The 18,703-nt window shown below is 66.4% G+C and carries 18 protein-coding genes; 9 read left to right on the plus strand and 9 right to left on the minus strand.

All coding sequences use genetic code 11. The features are described from left to right. Positions 1 to 22 precede the first annotated feature (22 nt). On the plus strand, positions 23 to 4,144 hold the full coding sequence (gene hrpA, locus ACEN9H_RS04950; RefSeq protein WP_413673957.1) for an ATP-dependent RNA helicase HrpA: 4,122 nt from the start codon (positions 23 to 25) through the stop codon (positions 4,142 to 4,144). Positions 4,145 to 4,247: 103 nt separating this feature from the next. After that, complete coding sequence (locus ACEN9H_RS04955) at positions 4,248 to 4,700, plus strand: DUF2214 family protein (protein WP_371767704.1); 453 nt, start codon at positions 4,248 to 4,250, stop codon at positions 4,698 to 4,700. 3 nt (positions 4,701 to 4,703) lie between these two features. Here the strand turns inward: ACEN9H_RS04955 and ACEN9H_RS04960 are convergent, their stop codons facing one another. Continuing rightward, the gene (locus ACEN9H_RS04960) at positions 4,704 to 5,213 is read right to left on the minus strand and encodes a DUF6622 family protein (RefSeq protein ID WP_413673958.1); all 510 of its coding nucleotides are present in this window, start codon (positions 5,211 to 5,213) and stop codon (positions 4,704 to 4,706) included. A gap of 217 nt (positions 5,214 to 5,430) precedes the next feature. On the opposite strand from ACEN9H_RS04960, the gene ACEN9H_RS04965 reads away from it, so the two are divergent. The 4 genes from ACEN9H_RS04965 to ACEN9H_RS04980 all read left to right on the plus strand — a co-directional run bounded on the left by ACEN9H_RS04965 (position 5,431) and on the right by ACEN9H_RS04980 (position 8,361). Continuing rightward, positions 5,431 to 6,288 (plus strand): intradiol ring-cleavage dioxygenase, encoded by an 858-nt coding sequence (locus tag ACEN9H_RS04965; RefSeq protein WP_413673959.1) that lies wholly within the window; start codon positions 5,431 to 5,433, stop codon positions 6,286 to 6,288. A 94-nt stretch (positions 6,289 to 6,382) separates the two neighbouring features. Beyond that, the gene (locus tag ACEN9H_RS04970) at positions 6,383 to 6,619 is read left to right on the plus strand and encodes a hypothetical protein (RefSeq protein WP_056136438.1); all 237 of its coding nucleotides are present in this window, start codon (positions 6,383 to 6,385) and stop codon (positions 6,617 to 6,619) included. Between the two features lie 288 nt (positions 6,620 to 6,907). Then, on the plus strand, positions 6,908 to 7,420 hold the full coding sequence (locus ACEN9H_RS04975; RefSeq protein WP_413673960.1) for a hypothetical protein: 513 nt from the start codon (positions 6,908 to 6,910) through the stop codon (positions 7,418 to 7,420). Next, on the plus strand, positions 7,417 to 8,361 hold the full coding sequence (locus tag ACEN9H_RS04980) for a tetratricopeptide repeat protein (protein WP_413673961.1): 945 nt from the start codon (positions 7,417 to 7,419) through the stop codon (positions 8,359 to 8,361). The genes ACEN9H_RS04975 and ACEN9H_RS04980 overlap by 4 nt, the downstream gene beginning before the upstream one ends. 12 nt (positions 8,362 to 8,373) lie before the next feature. On the opposite strand, the gene ACEN9H_RS04985 is transcribed toward ACEN9H_RS04980, so the two are convergent. Next, positions 8,374 to 9,261 carry a helix-turn-helix domain-containing protein gene (locus ACEN9H_RS04985; RefSeq protein WP_413673962.1) on the minus strand — a complete coding sequence of 296 codons (888 nt, stop codon included), beginning with the start codon at positions 9,259 to 9,261 and terminating at the stop codon, positions 8,374 to 8,376. Between the two features lie 101 nt (positions 9,262 to 9,362). Between ACEN9H_RS04985 and ACEN9H_RS04990 the strand changes: the two genes are divergently transcribed. Continuing rightward, positions 9,363 to 10,274, plus strand: coding sequence for a DMT family transporter (locus ACEN9H_RS04990; protein ID WP_413673963.1), 912 nt, complete (start codon positions 9,363 to 9,365; stop codon positions 10,272 to 10,274). On the opposite strand, the gene udk is transcribed toward ACEN9H_RS04990, so the two are convergent. Beyond that, on the minus strand, positions 10,249 to 10,890 hold the full coding sequence (gene udk, locus ACEN9H_RS04995; RefSeq protein WP_413673964.1) for a uridine kinase: 642 nt from the start codon (positions 10,888 to 10,890) through the stop codon (positions 10,249 to 10,251). The genes ACEN9H_RS04990 and udk overlap by 26 nt on opposite strands. Before the next feature lie 279 nt (positions 10,891 to 11,169). Here udk and ACEN9H_RS05000 point away from each other — a divergent pair, with 279 nt between their 5' ends. Further along, entirely contained in the window at positions 11,170 to 11,712 is a 543-nt protein-coding gene (locus tag ACEN9H_RS05000; protein ID WP_413673965.1) for a hypothetical protein, read from the plus strand. Between the two features lie 21 nt (positions 11,713 to 11,733). Here ACEN9H_RS05000 and ACEN9H_RS05005 read toward each other — a convergent pair whose 3' ends face one another. The 4 genes from ACEN9H_RS05005 to ACEN9H_RS05020 form a co-directional block, all read right to left on the minus strand. Continuing rightward, a complete protein-coding gene (locus ACEN9H_RS05005) occupies positions 11,734 to 11,982 on the minus strand; it encodes a hypothetical protein (protein WP_413673966.1) in 249 nt (82 codons plus the stop codon). Between the two features lie 157 nt (positions 11,983 to 12,139). Then, positions 12,140 to 12,640, minus strand: a complete 501-nt coding sequence (locus tag ACEN9H_RS05010; RefSeq protein ID WP_413673967.1) for a hypothetical protein — start codon at positions 12,638 to 12,640, stop codon at positions 12,140 to 12,142. Between the two features lie 86 nt (positions 12,641 to 12,726). Beyond that, the gene (locus ACEN9H_RS05015; protein WP_413673968.1) at positions 12,727 to 13,143 is read right to left on the minus strand and encodes a secondary thiamine-phosphate synthase enzyme YjbQ; all 417 of its coding nucleotides are present in this window, start codon (positions 13,141 to 13,143) and stop codon (positions 12,727 to 12,729) included. Between the two features lie 39 nt (positions 13,144 to 13,182). Continuing rightward, entirely contained in the window at positions 13,183 to 13,983 is an 801-nt protein-coding gene (locus ACEN9H_RS05020) for an HDOD domain-containing protein (RefSeq protein WP_413673969.1), read from the minus strand. A 224-nt stretch (positions 13,984 to 14,207) separates the two neighbouring features. Between ACEN9H_RS05020 and ACEN9H_RS05025 the strand changes: the two genes are divergently transcribed. After that, positions 14,208 to 14,651, plus strand: a complete 444-nt coding sequence (locus tag ACEN9H_RS05025) for an FKBP-type peptidyl-prolyl cis-trans isomerase (protein ID WP_413673970.1) — start codon at positions 14,208 to 14,210, stop codon at positions 14,649 to 14,651. A gap of 441 nt (positions 14,652 to 15,092) precedes the next feature. On the opposite strand, the gene ACEN9H_RS05030 is transcribed toward ACEN9H_RS05025, so the two are convergent. Next, a complete protein-coding gene (locus ACEN9H_RS05030; RefSeq protein ID WP_413673971.1) occupies positions 15,093 to 16,013 on the minus strand; it encodes an alpha/beta hydrolase in 921 nt (306 codons plus the stop codon). Positions 16,014 to 16,032: 19 nt separating this feature from the next. Then, positions 16,033 to 18,612 carry a glycoside hydrolase family 3 C-terminal domain-containing protein gene (locus ACEN9H_RS05035; protein ID WP_413673972.1) on the minus strand — a complete coding sequence of 860 codons (2,580 nt, stop codon included), beginning with the start codon at positions 18,610 to 18,612 and terminating at the stop codon, positions 16,033 to 16,035. Between the last annotated feature and the right edge of the window lie 91 nt (positions 18,613 to 18,703).

Genomic DNA, 18,703 nt, shown 5'->3' on the forward strand with positions numbered 1-18,703 from the left:
CACCAAATCCTCGTAAAAATCAATGTCTGAACAGAGTAACAAGCCTGCGCCCAAGCCGGCGCGCGCCGCATCCCCCGACCGCTCTTCGCAACCGCCGCGCGGCGACGCCCGTCGCGGCCCGCGCCCGCCTGCGCGCGAGGGCGCGCTCGCGAACGCGCTCGCGCAGGCGCAGGTGCGTCCGTCGTCAGGCTCCGCCTTGCGTGCGGATGCACAGGCGCAGGAGCGCCCGGCCAAGCCGCGCGAAGGCGGCCAGCGTCCGCGCGAGGAGCGCCCCGCGCGCAAAGAGTCGGTGCGCAATCCGCTCCCCCCGATCACCTTCCCGGAAGACCTTCCTGTCTCTGGCCGCCGCGCCGAAATCGCGAAGGCGCTGATGGAAAACCAGGTCGTGATCGTGTCCGGCGAAACCGGCTCGGGCAAGACGACGCAGCTGCCGAAGATCTGCCTGGAGCTGGGCCGCGGCGAAAAGGGCATGATCGGCCACACGCAGCCGCGCCGCATCGCCGCGTCGTCGACCGCGAAGCGTATCGCGTTCGAACTGGGTTCGCCGCTGGGCGAGCACGTGGGCTACAAGGTCCGCTTCAACGACACGCTGTCGTCCGGCGCCTGGGTCAAGCTGATGACGGACGGTATCCTGCTGGCCGAAACCCAGACCGACCCGCTGCTCAAGGCCTACGACACGATCATCATCGACGAGGCGCACGAGCGCAGCCTGAACATCGACTTCCTGCTCGGCTACCTGAAGGAGATCCTGCCGCGCCGGCCGGACCTGAAGGTGATCATCACGTCCGCGACGATCGACGCCGACCGCTTCGCGCGCCATTTCGGCACGCCCGAGAAGCCGGCGCCCGTCATCGAAGTGTCGGGCCGCTTGTACAAGGTCGAGGTGCGCTACCGCCCCGTCGAACGCGACCAGGAATTCGCACCCGCGGCCGACGGCAAATCGGTCTCCAAGGCGCAGGCCGCGCGCGACAAGCGCGACCTGATGGATGCCGTCGTCGACGGCGTCGATGAACTCTGCCGCCTGGGATCCGGCGACGTGCTCGTGTTCCTGCCCGGCGAGCGCGAGATCCGCGACTGCGCCGAAGCGCTGCGCAAGCATCATCCGCCGCACGTGGAGATCCTGCCGCTGTTCGCGAGACTCTCGGTCGAAGAACAGGACCGCGTGTTCCGCACGACGAACGCGCGCCGCATCGTCCTCGCGACGAACGTGGCCGAGACGTCGCTGACAGTGCCCGGCATCCGCTACGTCGTCGACGCCGGCCTGGCGCGCGTGAAACGCTACAGCTACCGCAACAAGGTCGAGCAACTGCAGATCGAGGCGATCTCGCAGGCCGCCGCCAACCAGCGCGCGGGCCGTTGCGGGCGCGTCGCGGACGGCGTCTGCATCCGCTTGTACGAGGAAGACGATTTCCTGCAGCGGCCGAAATTCACGGACCCGGAGATCCTGCGTTCGTCGCTGGCGGCCGTCATCCTGCGCATGAAGTCCCTGCACCTGACGGACGTGGAGACATTCCCGTTCGTCGAGCCGCCGCAGGGCCGCGCCATCGCCGACGGTTACCAGCTGCTGCAGGAACTGGGCGCCGTCGACGACGCCAACGAACTCACGGCGATGGGCCGCAAGCTGGCCAAGCTGCCGCTCGACCCGCGCGTGGGCCGCATGATCCTGGCCGCCGTCGACAACGTGTGCCTGACCGAGATGCTGATCATCGCATCCGCGCTGTCCGTGCAGGACCCGCGCGACCGGCCGATGGAATACCAGCAGCAGGCCGACGAGAAGCACAAGAAGTTCGCCGACGAGAAGAGCGAATTTTTAAGCTTCCTGAAGATCTGGCGCTGGTTCGAGCAGGCGATCGAGCACAAGAAGACGAACCGCCAGCTGCAGGACAACTGCCGCGAGAACTTCCTGTCGCAGGTGCGCCTGCGCGAGTGGCGCGACGTCCATTCGCAACTGCTCACGATCGTCAGGGAACAGGGCTGGCGCCTGAACGACGCGCCCGCGACGTACGAGCAGCTGCACATGGCGCTGCTGACTGGCTTGCTCGGCAATATCGGCTACAAGATGGAAGACGACTCCGGCGCCTACCTCGGCGCGCGCGGCATCAAGTTCCACATCTGGCCGGGGTCCACGCTCGGCAAGAAAGCGGGCAAATGGATCATGGCTGCGGAACTGGTCGAGACGACGCGCCTGTACGCGCGCTGCATCGCCCAGATCCAGCCGGAGTGGATCGAGAAGATCGGCGGCCACCTGCTGAAAAAATCGTGGGGCGAGCCGCGCTGGGAAAAGCGCACGGCGCAGGTCACGGCGAGCGAGCGCGCGACCTTGTACGGCATCGTCGTCTACAGTCAGCGCCGCATCAACTATGCGCAGCACAATCCGGCGGAGGCGCGCGAGATCTTCATCCGCGATGCGCTGGTCGGCGGCGATTACGAGACGCGGTCGCAGTTCTTCGCGCACAACCACAAGCTGATCAAGGAAATCGAAAACCTCGAGCACAAGTCGCGCCGCCTCGACGTGCTCGTGGACGACCAGTTGATCCATGCGTTCTACGACAACGAGATCCCGTCGGACGTGGTGAACGGCGCGGGTTTCGAGAAGTGGTACAAGGACGCGTCGCGCGACAACCCCAAGCTCCTGTACCTGAACCGCGAAGAACTGATGCGCCACGAAGCGGCGGGCGTCACGACGGAGCTGTTCCCGAAGACGATGAACGTCACCGGCATCGAGATGGGCCTGTCGTACCACTTCGAACCGGGCAGCCCGCGCGACGGCGTGACCCTGACCGTGCCGCTGTTCGCGCTGAACCAGATCCCGCGCGAGCGCGCGGACTGGCTCGTGCCGGGCATGCTGAAGGAAAAAGTGCAGCTGCTGCTGAAGTCCCTGCCGCAGAAACTGCGCCGTCACTGCGTGCCGCTGCCGGAATATGCCGCGCGCTTCTTCGAGCGTAACGAGGACCCCGTGCGCTTCGGCCGCGGGGACCTGATCGACGCGCTGATCGCGGACATCCACGCGCAGACGGGCGTGCGCGTGATGACGACCGACTTCAAGCTGGAGACCTTGCCGGCCCACCTCTTCATGAACTTCAAGGTGGTCGATGAACACGGCCGCCAGCTGGACATGGGCCGCAATCTCGCCACATTGCAGGCCGAGTTGGGCGGCCAGGCGCGCCAGAGTTTCCAGCGCATGGCGGAGACGACACCGGCTGCCGGGCCGTCAAGCGCCAAACCGCTGGCTGCGCAGGCCGCGCCGGCACCGGCGAAAGGCAAGCCCGCACCGGCCGCACCCGCCGCGCCGACCGCCCACACGAACATCACCGGCTGGACGTTCGGCGAACTGCCGGAGCTGTTGGAGATCACGCAGGGCAAGATCACGCTGATCGGCTTCCCCGCGCTCGTGGACAAGGGCACGCACTGCGACCTGGAAGTCTTCGACGACCCGAACGTGGCGGCGCGCACGCACCGCATCGGCCTGCGCCGCCTGTTCGCGCTGCAGTTCAAGGACCAGTTGAAATTCGCGGAAAAGAACGTGCCGGGCCTGCAGCAGATGGGCATGCAGTTCATGTCGGTGGGTACGCCGGAAGAACTGCGCGAGCAGATCGTCAACAAGGCCATCGAGATCGCCTGCCTGCAAGATCCGCTGCCGCACGATGCCGCCTCGTTCAACAAGCGCAAGGACGAGGGCAAGGGCCGCATCGGCCTGCTGATCAACGAGACGGCGCGCCTTGCCGGCCAGATCCTCGCGGAGTTCCACGGCCTGCCGAAGCGCCTGCAAGGCCTGCCGCCTGCCGTCGCGGGCGACATGCAGGCGCAGTTGCAGGGGCTCGTGCACAAGCGCTTCATCGCGGAGACGGAGTACAGCCAGCTCGCGCACTTCCCGCGCTACCTGAAGGCGATGAACGTGCGCCTCGAAAAACTGCGCGGCAATCCGGCGCGCGATGCGCAGCTGATGGCCGAGTGGCAGACGGCGGCGACGCAGTTCCAGCGCACGGTGAAGAACCAGCCGCTGAAGAACCTCGACCCGCGCATGATCGAGTTCCGCTGGATGCTGGAAGAACTGCGCGTGTCGCTGTTCGCGCAGGAGCTGCGTACGCCGATGCCGGTGTCCAGCAAGCGCCTGCAGAAAGTATGGGAGTCGATGCTGCGCTAGTCAACACCGGGGTCAGAGCCCGATTTTTGGAAATTGCCCAAAATCGGGCTCTGACCCCGAAGTTTGCTACAGTTGATATCTCATCAATGCCAACGATCTTGCCATGACCGACCTCGTACTCGCCATCGTCCACCACCTGATCGTATTCGGCATCGCGTCCGCCCTGGCCGCCGAACTGGCGCTGATGCGGCCCGCCGCGATGTCGCCGCAGACCGTGCGCCTGCTGGGGCGCTTCGACGCGGCGTACGGCATCATGGCGCTGGCTATCCTGATCGTCGGCTTCCTGCGCGTGGCGTATGGCGCGAAGGGCGCCGGGTTCTACATGCACAACCCGATGTTCTGGGCCAAGATCGCCGCCTTCGCCGCCGTGGGCCTCATTTCGATCAAGCCCACGTTGCGCATCCTCGCCTGGCAAAAACGGGCGAAGGCGGATGCGGCGTTCGTGCCGGCGCTGGACGAAGTCAATGCGCTGCGCCGGACGATGCTGCTGGAGATCCACGTGTTCGCCTTGATCCCGATCTTCGCGGCCATGATGGCCCGCGGGGTCGGGTACTGATTCTCAGGCGGCTGCCGCGCCTGCCGGCAGCATGCGCACCGACGCCATGTCGCCCACCAGCCGGCCGACGAACCAGCCGTTGAAGACGCCGAACAGGCCGCACACGATGCAGGCGAACAGCGTGTCCTGACGCAGCTGCGGCGCGACCGCCACGGCCACCGACGCCGCGTACTTCGTGAAGAACACGGCCATCATCATGACGAGCGGCAGGCGGCTGCCGCGCACGCGCACGTGGCCCGGCACCGCGCTCGCCGCGATGCGCTCCGAACCGGCCAGCCCCGCAGCCAGCGCCACGCCGGCCGCCGCCACCGCCCACGCGGCCAGCGCCCAGCCGCCGAGGCCGAATTTCGCGCTGATGTCCTGCAGCGACAGCACCAGCATCACGGCCGGAATCATGACGAGCTTGCGGACTTCCACGTCGCGGTCGCGCATGGCGGCCATACCGCGGTAGACGAGGAAGGCGAGGATCGCCCAGACGTACAGCGGGGTGTGGGTCAGGATCTGGATCAGCATGGTCGGCTCCGTAAAGTGCGCTCAGTGCGAGTTAAGTTGGTGCCACTGTGCCAGCGCCTCCGCGTACCGGTGCGCCCGTGCGACGGCATGCCCCAATCGCGGCGCGAAATGCGCCGGGGCGGCGCGAAATGCAGCGTCTTTACACAGCTTTACGGTGGTTGACCGCGCTTAACGTTTCCCCATCCGACAATGCGCCTTCCGTAACCCAGGGGGACACATGGATCACTCACACCACAGCCTTTCCGAAGACCTCGAGCGCATGCTCGCCACCCAGGCCAGCCGGCGCCAGTCGCTGCGCTGGCTGTTCGCGTCCGCGGCTGCCGTGCCGCTCGCGAGTTGCGGCGGGGGCGGCAGTGCGTCCGGCGATATCGTGGCGTCATCGACGACGTCCACGGGCGGCACCGGCACGACGACGACCACCACCGGCACCTGTTCCGTCATCCCGGAGGAGACGGGCGGCCCGTACCCGGGCGACGGCACCAACAGCAACGGCAACGGCATCGCGAACGCGCTGGCGCTGTCCGGCATCGTGCGCAGCGACATCCGCACGAGCGTTTCTCCCGGCAGCAAGACGGCGGCGGGCATCCCGACGACCCTGAAACTGCAGATCGTGAACGTGGGCGCGAGCTGCGCCAGCGCGGCCGGCGCCGCGGTCTACCTGTGGCACTGCGACCGCGACGGCAATTACTCGATGTACGCGAGCGGCCTGACGAGCGAGAACTACCTGCGCGGCGTGCAGGAAGCGGACAGCACGGGCACCGTGACGTTCACGACGGTCTTCCCGGGCTGCTACTCGGGGCGCATGCCGCACATCCACTTCGAGGTCTACGCCAGCCTCGCGAAGGCGACGAGCGCCGCCAACCGCGTCAAGACCTCGCAGTTCACGTTCCCGATGGCGACCCTGAACGAAGCCTATGCGACGACGGCCTACAGCACCAGCTCGCGCAACCTGGCCTCGATGAGCTATGCGACGGACAACGTGTTCAGTGACGGCACGTCGTTGCAGATGGCGTCCGTGAGCGGGGATCCGGTGAACGGATATGTGGTTACGCTGACGATAGGCGTGTCATTGTGAATGGTAAAATGGACATAAAAATGTCTTAGAGAATCCTTACGATGTGATATTCTCCCTCTTGTGATCCGCTTACGACGTTTTGATAGAGGGTGAAATGGCATTATCGGTGAAGGTAATTTCTGATAAAATTTCGGACCACATGCGCCGCGAGGCGCTCGATGTCCTGACCATGCGCTGGCCCAGGTTCTACACGTTCTGCGAGCGCGACCGGATCAAGGAGAGTTTCATCGACGCGCTGGCGGCGCAACTGAAAACGGAGAGCATCCTGCTGGTGCAAGGGCACGCCGTCGTCGCCTTCGTGAAGGACTTCGACTTTTCTCCGATGCGCTGATCGGCATCGACGATGACGTTTTCGCACATCGAAACGAGGTCCTGTCCAGCCGTGGTGCGGTATGACCTCGCTGCGGACGGCCGCCACGGCGGGCCGGCTGTCATCTTCGCGAGGAAGGCCGTCCCGGCGGGTGGGCGGGATGACGCGACGGACCTGGTGATCGTATCGGGGCCGCTGGGACAGCGCGGCGCGCTGGCCACGGCTGTCCAGCTCTCCGAGCGTCATGCCGGACCGGCCCTGCGCATTGCCGTATGCGAGCCCGAGCGGGACGATGACGCCCGGTCGGGCATGGCCAGCCCCGTCCTGCTGGCAGCCTTCGACGCCGTGTTCGTGGTCCGTCGTTCCGACAACGCACAGTTCGTGCGCCGCCTGGTGCGTGCGCTGACGATCCCTGACGATACGCCCAACTGGATCGGTTGCGCATGGGGCGACGTCCGCCATGCCGTCAAACCGGCGTGCGGCGCGCGCCTGGCGCGTCATGGCCACGGCACGGCTAGACGGGCGGAAGCCGCGTGCACCGCGGCGATGGCGCACATGGAACGGCAGGGCGCATGTCTGCGTGACGCAGGGAGCGTGTGCGTTTCCGTGACGACGGCCGGGCCGGCCTTGCCGGGCAAGGAAGCGCTCGCCGTGGTCATCCTCCTGCGCGCCGCAATGCACCCTGCTGCCACGATCATCCAGAGCCTGGGATGCGACGCCACGCTGCCGCCCGGGACGCTCGACGTGAGCGTGTTCGCGTTCGGCGGCGACGTCACGGGTGTCCCGGTTTCAACCCATCATCAGGAGAACACCCGACCATGAGCGCCGGCTATCGATTTGCACGATCCGCTTTTCACCGCTTCGTCGCCGACGACGAGAAGGTTTCCATCAAAGTGCTGCGTGAACTCGACGCTGCGGACCACGCCCATGCGTCGCTGGTCGAAGCCTTCATTCGGCTCAAGCATAGCCGCAGGTTCAAGGACCCGGACGCGATCCTGGCCGCGTTCAGGAAAGCCGGCGAACTGGGTGTCCCATACGGGAATTTTTATGCCGGGTTGTGTTATGCGAACGGATACGGCACGCGCAAAAACCGCAGGACGGCCGAGCGGCGCTATCGCGACGGGGCCGACCATGGATGCATCAGCGCCCTGTTCGCGCTGGGGAAAATGTATCGCCGGGGAGAAGGCGTCGTGCCGGATATCCCGCTGGCGCTGCAATTCTTCGAACGCGCGGCGACGGCGCGGGTCCCTTATCCTGGCCCCGATGCCAGGGGGCAGTGCGACACGATCCTGGATCACGTGCATACCCACGAGAGGGACGTCAAGCTGCTCGCCATGGAGCAATTGGGCGAGTTGTATTGGGACGAATCGTTTGGCGTTCCGCAGGATATCGCGAAGGCGCGACACTGGTTTCGTCGGGCCGCGGACGCGGGGTCGGCGGATGCGAGACGTCATCTCAGGAAGCTGCCGCCTGCGCCGCCGCCGCGCAAGACTGTCGTCCCGGGTCCGCCGCCACCGCCGCCTCCGCCCCCGGGTCCCGAGATCAGGCTGCATGGTATCGACAAGGCCGAGGCCTACCTTCTGGGGCAGATGCATGCGGGCGCTCCGCATCCCGATTACAAGCTGGCGGCGCGCCATTTTTTCATTGCCGAGCAACTGGGGCACCGCGAAGCGAAGCGCGAGCTCGAGGCGATCGAGGCGGCCGTTGGCGGGCGGGCGTACGGCCTGTTTTTCGCCGGCTGGAATGCGACTTTCCGGCCTTGAGGAGGCGGCTTCTCAAGGTGCCACGACTTGCCGGTAGCGCCGCGGCGACGTGCCCGTCGCGGCCCGGAAGCGATGCCCGAAATGCGACAGGTCCGCATAGCCGCACAGGTCGGCGACCTGCTGCAAGGGCAGGGCCGTGGTCTTCAACAGCGTGCGGGCCTGCTCGAGGCGGCGCCGGGCGATCCAGGCCGACGGCGGCATGCCGAACGAGACGCGGAACATGCGCGCCAGGTGGAACTCCGACAGGCAGGCCACCTGCGCCAGCGTGCCGAGCGTGATGGGTTGTGCCAGGTTCGCGTCGATGTAGTCGGCGAGGCGGCGGCGCAGCAGCGGCGCGAGGCCGCCCTTGAGCCGCAGTTCGCGCCGCAGCACGCCTTGTGAGCGCAGCAGTTCGCTCAGCGTGTCGTGGGTGATCTCGTTGGCGCGCAGCAGATGGTCGGCGCCTTCCCACGGCGTCGCGATCAGCGACTGGCACAGGCGCAGCAGGGCGGGACTTTCGAAGTAGGTGCGGTCGGCGAGCGTGATCTCGCGCGGTTCGCGGTCCAGTTCCACCACGGCCCGGCGCGTGAAATGCTCCGGCATGAAGTACACGTGCAGCAGGCGCAGATGGTCGCGCACCACCCATTCCGATTCGTGGTCGTCCGGCAGCGTGCACAGGCGCAGCGGCGCGCCGTACTGCCTGTGCATGCCGCTGCGTTCCGTGCGGTAGCCGCCGCCCAGGTAGCAGGAGAGGGTGTGGTGGCCGGGCCGGTCGTACACGGTCAGCGCTTCACGGGTGTCGCGCTGCCAGATCGCCGCGGCCATGCCGTCGCCCAGCCACACGAAGCGTTCGAGCGTGGCGTCGGTGCCGCACATGGTGTCGAAGACGGCATGCGAGATGGGAGCAGGACGGGAGTGCATGCGAAAAAGTCTAGCATTCTTCCGCAGGCCGTACCGACAGGGCATCGGAAAAGCGCAAGACCAGACAAGTCCGCGCCGGCGGCCGTGCGCATCATGGCAGCATGAATATCTTCCTTTACCTGCTCACCGTCGTCATCTGGGGCACCACCTGGATCGCGATCAAGTTCCAGCTCGGCGTCGTCCCGGCCCCGGTGTCGATCGCCTACCGTTTCTGGATCGCCGCCGCCGTGCTGTTCCTGTTCCTGTTCGCCACGCGCCGGCAAGTGTGGCCGCCGCGCCAGGCATGGCGCTACCTGCTCGCGCAGGGCATCGCCCTGTTCTGCTGTAATTTCCTGTGCTTTTATTACGCCAGCCAGTGGGTGCCGAGCGGCCTGGTGGCCGTGGTCTTTTCGACGGCGCCGATCTGGAACGCGGTCAACCTGCGCCTCTTCATGGGGCGTCCGATCCGGCGCGAGGTGCTGGTCGGTTCCTTGCTCGGCCTGTCCGGCATCGCGCTGCTGTTCCTGCCGCAGATGCAGGGCCACTGGAGCGATCACGGCATGCTGCTCGGCCTGGGCCTGTCACTGCTGGGCACGGTGTGCTTTTCGACGGGGAATCTGCTGTCGAGCCGCATGCAGGCGCTCGGCCTGACGCCGCTGCTGACCAATACCTGGGCCATGCTGATCGGCTCGACCATCGTCGGCGGCGGCGCATGGTTGCTGGGCATGCCGTTCACGCTGGATGCGAGCCCGCGCTACCTGGGCGCGCTGTTCTATCTCGCCGTCCCCGGTTCCGTCATCGCATTCACGGCGTACCTGGTGCTGGTCGGCCGCATCGGGCCGGACCGCGCGGCCTACTCGACGGTGCTGTTTCCCGTCGTCGCGTTGAGCGTGTCGACCGTGCTCGAGGGGTATCACTGGACGTTGCCGGCCTTCGGCGGCGTCGCGCTGGTCCTCGGCGGCAACCTGCTGGCTTTCAGGAAGCCGGCTGCCGCCGCCGCGCCAGCGATCAGGGCCGCTTCAAGTTGCCGATGACGCTCGCCACCTTGGTGGTGATGACGTCGACCGCGGGATCGTTCGCGCCGTGGGGGAGGATGACGTCGGCGTAGCGCTTGGTCGGCTCGATGAACTGCTTGTGCATCGGGCGGACCGTTTCGAGGTACTGGTTGACGATGCTGTCCATCGTGCGGCCGCGTTCCGCGATGTCGCGCTGCATGCGGCGGATGAAGCGGACGTCGGCCGCGGTGTCGACGAAGATCTTCAGCGACATCATGTCGCGCAGGTCCGCGTCGTACAGGGCAAACAGGCCTTCGATCACGATGACCGGGGCCGGTTTCACGGGGATCGTTTTCGTGGAGCGGTTGTCGATCGTGAAGTCGTACTCCGGCATCGCGATCGTTTCGCCGTTGCGCAGCGCCTGCACGTGCTGGACCAGCAACGGCCAGTCGAACGCTTGCGGGTGGTCGTAATTCTGCTTGCGGCGGATTTCCGGGGTGAGGTCGGACTGGTCGCGGTAGTAATCGTCCTGCATCACGACCGAGACCATCTCGGTGCCGAACGACGCCAGCACCTGCTGGGTCACCGTCGACTTGCCGCTGCCGCTGCCGCCGGCGACGCCAATGACGAACGGCTGGAAAGGAATCTGGTTCATCCCTGCATGATACCGGAGTGGTGCAGGGACTGACAGGGCCGGTACGGCCAGCTTCTCCGCATCAGCTTCCGCATCAAGTCATCATTGTATTGACAATGACTCATTTCTGTTGCAACGTCGCAACCAGTACATAATGATCTGTCGGGAAATTGTACTCTTGGTCGAAATCGCTCGACCGTTAAACGAATCTCGTGGATGATTAACATTATGTAGGAGTGATCCTACGTTGAATAAATGTTAAGCATACGCAGTGAATCACGCACTGCAAGCGAGGTAAAGATGGCGAATTTCCAAAGTACGTCGACGGCCGGTTCCGACCTCGTCAGGCGGCCGAGCTGGGTCGTGCCGGCCCGTGGAAGCTGGCAGGGCGTTGCCGCTTGCGCGATCGTGCTTGCCGAGGACACGGGCCGCGTGCTCGTCAAGCAATGTATTCCTGCGGATGGCGCGGGCCCCGAGTGGGGGACATGGACCGCGGACGTCCTCGCCGGGCAGTCGCCGTTGCAGGTCGCAATCAACACGATCGCCGAGCGCTGCGCGTATGAGGGCGATCTCGCGTTGAGCCGCCTCACGCCGTTTTCCGATGCGCGCTTCTTCGTCCAGCACAACTACGTCGCTGTCGTACCGCAGGAGTTCGAACCGCGCCTGGGTGACGGATGCCTGGGGTATCAATGGTGCGAGCTGGACCGGCTGCCCCAGCCGTTGTCGCCGGCGCTGGCCCATCTGCTCGACAGGTCGGGCAGCGACGTGCGCGCCATGGCCGATCTGTACAAGGGCATCCACGGCCTGGCCGGCACGTTCGATCCGCTGCGGTTCGAGGACTGAGGAATTCGCTTTCCGGTGCAATCAGTGCCTTGCGTTCTGGCTGTGCTTGTACCGACGGTACGTTCCAGCAACCTCGGAGGCGATCAGTAGCACGCCGGCCAGCAGGAACGCGTATTTCAGTTGCCACGGGACCGCGGTCGGCAAGACCTTGTCGAACAGCAGGAAGATGGCGAAACATGCGGACCAGGCGGCGTCCATCCAGCGTCGCGACAGAAGGGCAATAAGCGCCGACAGTGCCAGGCATACCATCGGCCAGTCGTTCCAGTGCATGTCGTCTCCATTCACCTCAAGGTGCGCCGGCCCGCGTCTCACGGCTGGCTTCGGCGCTTGTTTTTATGCGGCGGCACTTCCAAGGCGTCCACGGGTGGAATGATCTTGTCGAAGCGCCAGCACGGCTCATGCGGCGCCGCGAAGGATCGCGCGGGCATCAGCGGTCGATGGCAGCGGCAAGCCGGCTCGCGCGTTGCGCCGACTGCGCATCCGCCGCCGGGAATTGCAGCGCGAACGACAAGACCTGTGGCGGCTTGTGGTCCGGCGTGACGTGGACTTCGTAATAGACGGGCTTGCCGTCGCCGGCGGTGGAGGCGTAGCGGAACTGGACGGACTTCTGGACGCCGAACAGGACGTTTTTACGCGGCGGCACCTGCAGGCGGATGGTTTTTCCTTCCAGCGGCCGGGTCACCGGCTGCATCGTCGAGAATCCGCCGACGGTGTCATCGATCCGCTTCAGCGTGTGCGCGGTCGCCGCGGTATCCCGCGTGACTTCCGGTGAGAACAGGGCGGCGGCCTCCTGGAAGCGCTGGTGCTGGAGTGCGGCGACGAACCTGGCGGCCGCCGCGGCGCGGCTCGCGTCGTCGTACGCGCTTGCGTGGGATACCAGGGACGTGCAGAGCGCGAGGGCGCCGAAGGCCGCGGAACGGAATCGCATGGTCGATGGGAGTGTCGTTGACGAGCTTGCAGGATACCCGTTTGCGCTCGCAAGAATTCCTCGGAATCTCACCGGAATGCCGTGACTCAGTCCCCCAGCACCGTCACGACCACCTTGCGCCGATGCTCTGCCACCCGATGCTCCCACAAATACATCCCCTGCCACGTCCCGAGCATCAGCCGCCCGTCGCCGACGGGCACCGTCACGAACGTGGACGTCAGCATCGCGCGCGCATGCGCCGCCATGTCGTCCGGTCCTTCCGTATCGTGGTGGTACGCGGGATCACCGTCCGGCACCAGGCGCCGGATGATGGTCTCCAGGTCGTGCCGCACGTCCGGGTCGGCGTTTTCGGTGATCAGGAGTGAACAGCTCGTGTGCTGCACGAACACGTGCGCGAGGCCGCAGCGGATGCCCGAGCGGGTGACGACGTCGGCGACGGCCGCGGTGATGTCGCGGCTGCCGCGGCCGAACGTGTTGAATTCGAGGGTGGACTGATAGGACATGGTCGGCTCCTTGCAGATCCGACCATGCTACACGATCGTTCAGGGTTCGGCCGAGAACGACGCATGCGACGGGAAGCGCACCGTCATCCATTCGCGCGACAGGCGCAGCGTGTCGACCACTTCGGCCGGCAGGGTCTCGAGGATCGCGGGGTCGTCGCTGGGCGTGTCGGCCAGCAGGCTGGCCAGGTGGATGATGCCGCCCAGCTGGCAGAACGGGTGCCCCGCCATCGGGTCGGACGAGTTCTCCAGCGCACGCACGATCTTGTCGGGGAAGTTCCAGCGCCGTCCCAGTTCCGCCGTGATCTGGCCTTCCGACAGGCCCAGCAGGCGCTGCTCGCGTTCCCAGCGGCCGCCCGGCAGGTGCGGCAGCTGCTCGATCGCGGCGAAGGTCGTCGGGTCCACCTGGTAGATCAGCAGTTCGCCCAGGCGCAGCATCATGCCGGCCAGCCAGGCTTCGCTGCCGTCCAGGCCGATGCCGCCCGCGAGCCATTTCGCGTAGCCGGCGCAGGCCATGCTGCTTTTCCAGAACTCGTCGGAATCGAGGCCGGGCAGGGCGGGAAAGGCGTCGGAGAAGCACGTGGCCAGCGCCAGCGTGCGGATGTGGGCCATGCCCGCGAGAGAGATCGCCTCGTCGAGCGAGCTGACGTTGCGGCGCGAACCGAAGCGGGCGCTGTTCGCCAGGCGCATCAGCTTGGCCGTCAGGGCGGGGTCGCGCGCGATGATCGCCGCGACCTTCTTGGCGGATGCGTCGTCGTCGTCGAGGGTTTCGATCAGGGCATGGGCCACTGCAGAGATCGTGGGCAGTTTGACGTCGTCAAACAATGTCGTGAGGCTAATCATGGGCATCTTTCGTCATCCAGCGTCGTCGGTCCGACGCGACCGATTCAGTGTACGTCGCGCTGCTATTGCTCTATCGAATTTTTTCGTCCTCACGGGCAATTTGTTGCTGATGCGCCTGCTCAGAACATCAAGCTTGAATTTGTAACAAAGAAAAACAAATGTAAAGGCAATCCAGGCATGTACATGGGGTATGGTTGCAGGTTCTTCTAATAACGAGAGACACCATGAATCTGAAGCCTGCCCTTGCCTGCACCGCCATCCTTGTCGCCGTCCTGAGCCTTGCCGGGTGCGGCGGTGGTGGCGGCGGGTCGTCCTCCAGCACTGTCGTCGTGGCCAATCCGTCCCAGTTCAGCGCGACGGATGTCGTGCTGGGCACCGGTACCGAAGCGACCACCGGCAAGACGGCCACCGTGACCTATACCGGCTGGCTGTACAGCGACACGGCGACGGACCACAAGGGCACGCAGTTCGACACCGGCACGTTCTCGTTCACGCTCGGGGCGAACCAGGTAATCGCCGGCTTCGACCAGGGCGTCACGGGCATGAAGGTGGGCGGCAAGCGCACCTTGCTGATTCCATCCAGCCTGGGCTACGGGGCGAGCGGGAACGGCGCGATTCCCGCGAATGCCGGGCTCGTGTTCGATGTGGCGCTGACGGCGGTGCAGTAAGTGGAGCCGCAGGAGTCACGGTAAGTCAGTGTTTATCACGTCGTCCCTGCGCAGGCGCACTGCTGTCCGAAATAATTTTTACCGTCGAAAATAGGCCCGCCATAGGGAAAAACCGTCGTTCCCGGCATTGCCGGAAACGACTTCCCGCGAAAGCGGGAACCCATGCTGACTGCTCGAAGTCGACTCTTTGTAGCCGACGAGGTGGAAATGAAGAACGTAGTTAGCGTACTCAGTATGGATTCCCGCTTGCGCGGGAATGACGATGCTATTTCTGACGGTTTTTGAAAACAATATTCCGGACACTAGTGCGCGCAGGCGGGGACCCAAGTTTTCAGACGCGCCGCAGCGCTTGCAAAATTGGCCCCCCCGCCTCCGCGGGGGGGCGACGTAGAATTGGCCCCCCGCCCCCGCGGGGGCGACGTAGTCAAGGGCGCGAGTCCGTCACGCTTTCGGCTTCAGGTAGCCGTGCATGCCGAGCCACCGCGCGAACGCATCGAACCACCCGGTGCTGGTGGTCGCCTTCTGGTACATGCCGAAGCCGTGTCCACCCTGTTCGAACAGGTGGAATTCGACGGGCCGCCTGGCCGCGCGCCAGCTGTCGACGAGGCCGAAGCCGCTGTTGCCGAACAGCGGATCGTCCGCCGCCAGCCCGACGAACAGCGGCGGCGCGTCGGCCGGCACCTTGACGGCGGCGAGCGGGCCGTAGATGTCGCCGATGAACGCGGGCTTCGCGTCCTGGCCGTACAGCGTCGTCGCCATCGTCAGCATCGCGCCGGCGGAAAAGCCCAGCATGCCGATGCGGTCCGGGTCCACGTGCCACGCGCCCGCCCGCGCACGCACGAGCGCGAACGCGGCGCGCGCGTCGGCGATCTGCGGCGCCAGCGTCACGGCCGGATTATCGGTCGGCGGACGGTTCGGGCGGGACGCGCCCGAGAACATCTTCGCCATCTCGTCCGCGAACGCATCCATGTCCTGCGGCGTCTGGTTCAGGCGGTACTTCAGCACGAACGCGGCGACGCCCTTGTCGGCCAGCGCCTTCGCCACGTCCCAGCCCTCGTTGTTCATCGACAGCGTACGGAAGCCGCCGCCCGGCGCGACGATCACGGCGGCGCCCGTCGCCTTCGCGGGATCGGGCAGGAACGGCGTCAGCGTCGCGACCGTGACGTTGCGCGCGAAGACGCTGCCGTACTGGCTGTGCCAGCTCTCCTGCGCTTTCGCGCCCGGCAGCGGGCCGGTGTTCAGCACGATGGCGTTCGGTTGCGCGGGTGCCGCGATGGGCGTCATCTTGTCGTTCTGCGCGTGGACGGGTGCCGCGAGCGCATAGGCGATGACGCTGGCAATCAACAGTCTGGTCTTCATCATGTAGTCTCCTTTGTTATGGTTATTGCGCCAGCACGACGGTCTGTTTCAAGGTCAGCGTGCCGTCCTGCTGCGCCACGCCGGTGCCCGGCTGGCCTGAGCCCACGGTCAGCTTGTACTGGCCGGGCGTGAGCTGGCGGACGCCGTCTCTCGTGACGAAACTGAGGTCGCGCGGCGACAGCGTGAAGCTGATCTTGCGCCGCTCGCCGGCCTTCAGCGGCACGCGCTGGAAGCCGCGCAGCGCGACACGCGGCGCGCCCTCGAACGCGGGCGGCGTCAGGTACAGCTGCGCCACTTCGTCGCCGTCGCGCTTGCCCGTGTTGGCGACTTCCGTCGTGACGACGATGCCGTTCTCGGGCGCTCCAGCGACCGGTTCGATGCGCAGCGGCGCATAGTCGAACGTCGTGTACGAGAGACCCGCGCCGAACGGATACACGGGCGTGCCCGCGTAGTAGCGGTAGGTGCGGCCCTGCATCGAGTAATCGTCGAACGGCGGCAGGTCGGCGAGGCTGCGGTAGAAGGTGAGGGGCAGGCGGCCGCCCGGATCGGCGCGGCCCGTCAGCACGTCGGCGATGGCGGCGCCGCCGGACTGGCCCGGATACCACGCTTCCAGGATCGCGGCCGCGTTGTCCTTCGCCCACGACAGGTCGATGGCGCTGCCGTTCATCACGACGACGACGAGCGGCTTGCCCAGCGCCTTGGCCCGGGCCAGCAGTTCGCGCTGCTCGGCCGGCAGGTCGAGCGACGTTTTATCGCCGCCGGCGAAGCCCTCGACCTTGATGGCCATCTCTTCGCCTTCCAGGTCCGACGTCAGGCCGACGACGGCGACGATCACGTCGGCATCCGCGGTGCCGGCCTTCAGATCCTGCTCGGGCGCCGTCGAGACGCGTTTCCAGAACAGACCGGGCACGCCGGTGGATCCCGTCTCGGCCTGGAAGCGCAGCGGATAGCGCTGGCCCTTCTCGAGGCGCACGTCGGTGAGCTTCAGCGGTTCGCCCCATTGCGAGTACGTGGTCGCCTGCACGGCGGGCTTGCCGCCGATCGTCAGTTCGCCCTTCACGCCCGTCACGCCCAGGCGGTACGTGCCCGTCTCCGGCGCGACGAGGGCGCCGGTCCACACGACCTTGTGCTTGTCCGCGACGTCCTTGAACTGGAGCGCGTGCGATTCGAGGCGCGGTTCCGTGCGGACCAGGACCGGTTTGCTGTCGCTGCCATTGATGTACTCGGCGCGCAGGCCAGGCTTGCCGTCCGGCGTGCGCAGCGCGCTGGTCGGGACCGGATCGCCGTCCGTGATCGACGCGGCGGCCGGCACGAGCGTCACGCGCGCCTGCGGCAGCACGCGGCGCAGGCCGTCGACGACGGAGACCGGCGGCGCGGACTGCGTCGACGAATAATTCCCGCGCAGGACACGCGTGGCGTCGGCCAGCGGGCCGATCACGGCGACTTTGACGCCCGGCTTCAACGGCAGCGTGCCGTCGTTCTTCAGCAGCACGAGGCTCTTGCTTGCGGCCTGCAGCGCGAGGTCGCGGTGGGCGGGCGTGTCGATCGCGTTCACCGGCGTCTGGTTCGGCTTGCGCTGCGCGAGGCCCGCGAGGTCGCCGTTGCGGTAGCGCGCGGAGAACAGGCGGACGAGGGCCGTGTCGATGTCGCCCATGGAGAGCAGGCCGCGCTTCCACGCTTCGCGGTAACGCTCGCCCAGGCCCTTCGTGTCGCCGAGGGTCTTCGTGTTGCACTCGTTGTCCGTGCCGGCCTTCAGCGCGACGGCGGCCGCCGCGGCGGGATCGGGCGCGTACTTGTGGTGCTCGTCGATGTCCGTGACGGCATCGCAGTCGGACACGACATAGCCCTTGAAGCCCCACGCGCCGCGCAGGTGCTCGTTCAGCAGCAGGTCGCTGCCGCAGGCCGGCTGGCCGTTGATGCGGTTGTAGGCGCACATGATCGACCCGGCCTTCGCATCGACGATGGCGGCGCGGAAGGCGGGCAGGTACGTGTCCTCCAGGTCGTGGCGCGACACGAACACGTCGGCCACGTGGCGCGTCGATTCCGGGCCGCTGTGCACGGCGAAGTGCTTTGGCGTGGCGACGACGTCCGGCAGGTCCGGGTTCGGCCCCTGGATGCCCTGGATGAACGCGACGCCCAGCTGCGCCGTCAGGTACGGGTCTTCGCCATACGTCTCCTGGCCGCGGCCCCAGCGCGGGTCGCGGAAGATGTTGATGTTCGGCGACCAGGTGTCGAGGCCCGTGCCGATCCGGCCCAGGTGGCCCGTCTGGCGGCCCAGCGTGTGCAGCGCGCGCACTTCCGTGCTGATCGCCGAGGCGACCTTGTGCACGAGCGGCGCGTCGAACGTCGCGGCGAGGCCGATCGGTTCCGGGAAGTTCGTCGTGGGCAGCGGCCCCAGGGCGCCGTGCAGCGACTCGGTCCACCAGTTATAGGCGGGAATGCCGAGGCGGGGCACGGCGGGTGCGACGTTGAGCAGCTGGTCGATCTTCTCGTCCAGCGTCATCTGCGCGACCAGGGCGCGGGCGCGGGCGTCCGCATCCGTGCGCGCTTCAGGGGATGTGGTGGTGGTCTGTGCCACGGCCGGCAGCGCCGCGGCGAGCATCAGGGCGCCGCACAGGGCGGTGCGCGTGATGCCTCTCGATAAGTCTCCTGCTTGACCAATTCGTTTGGTCTTATCTTTTTGCATAGGGGTA

Source organism: Massilia cellulosiltytica (genome assembly GCF_047325105.1).
Taxonomy (GTDB): Bacteria; Pseudomonadota; Gammaproteobacteria; order Burkholderiales; family Burkholderiaceae_D; genus Telluria; species Telluria orientalis.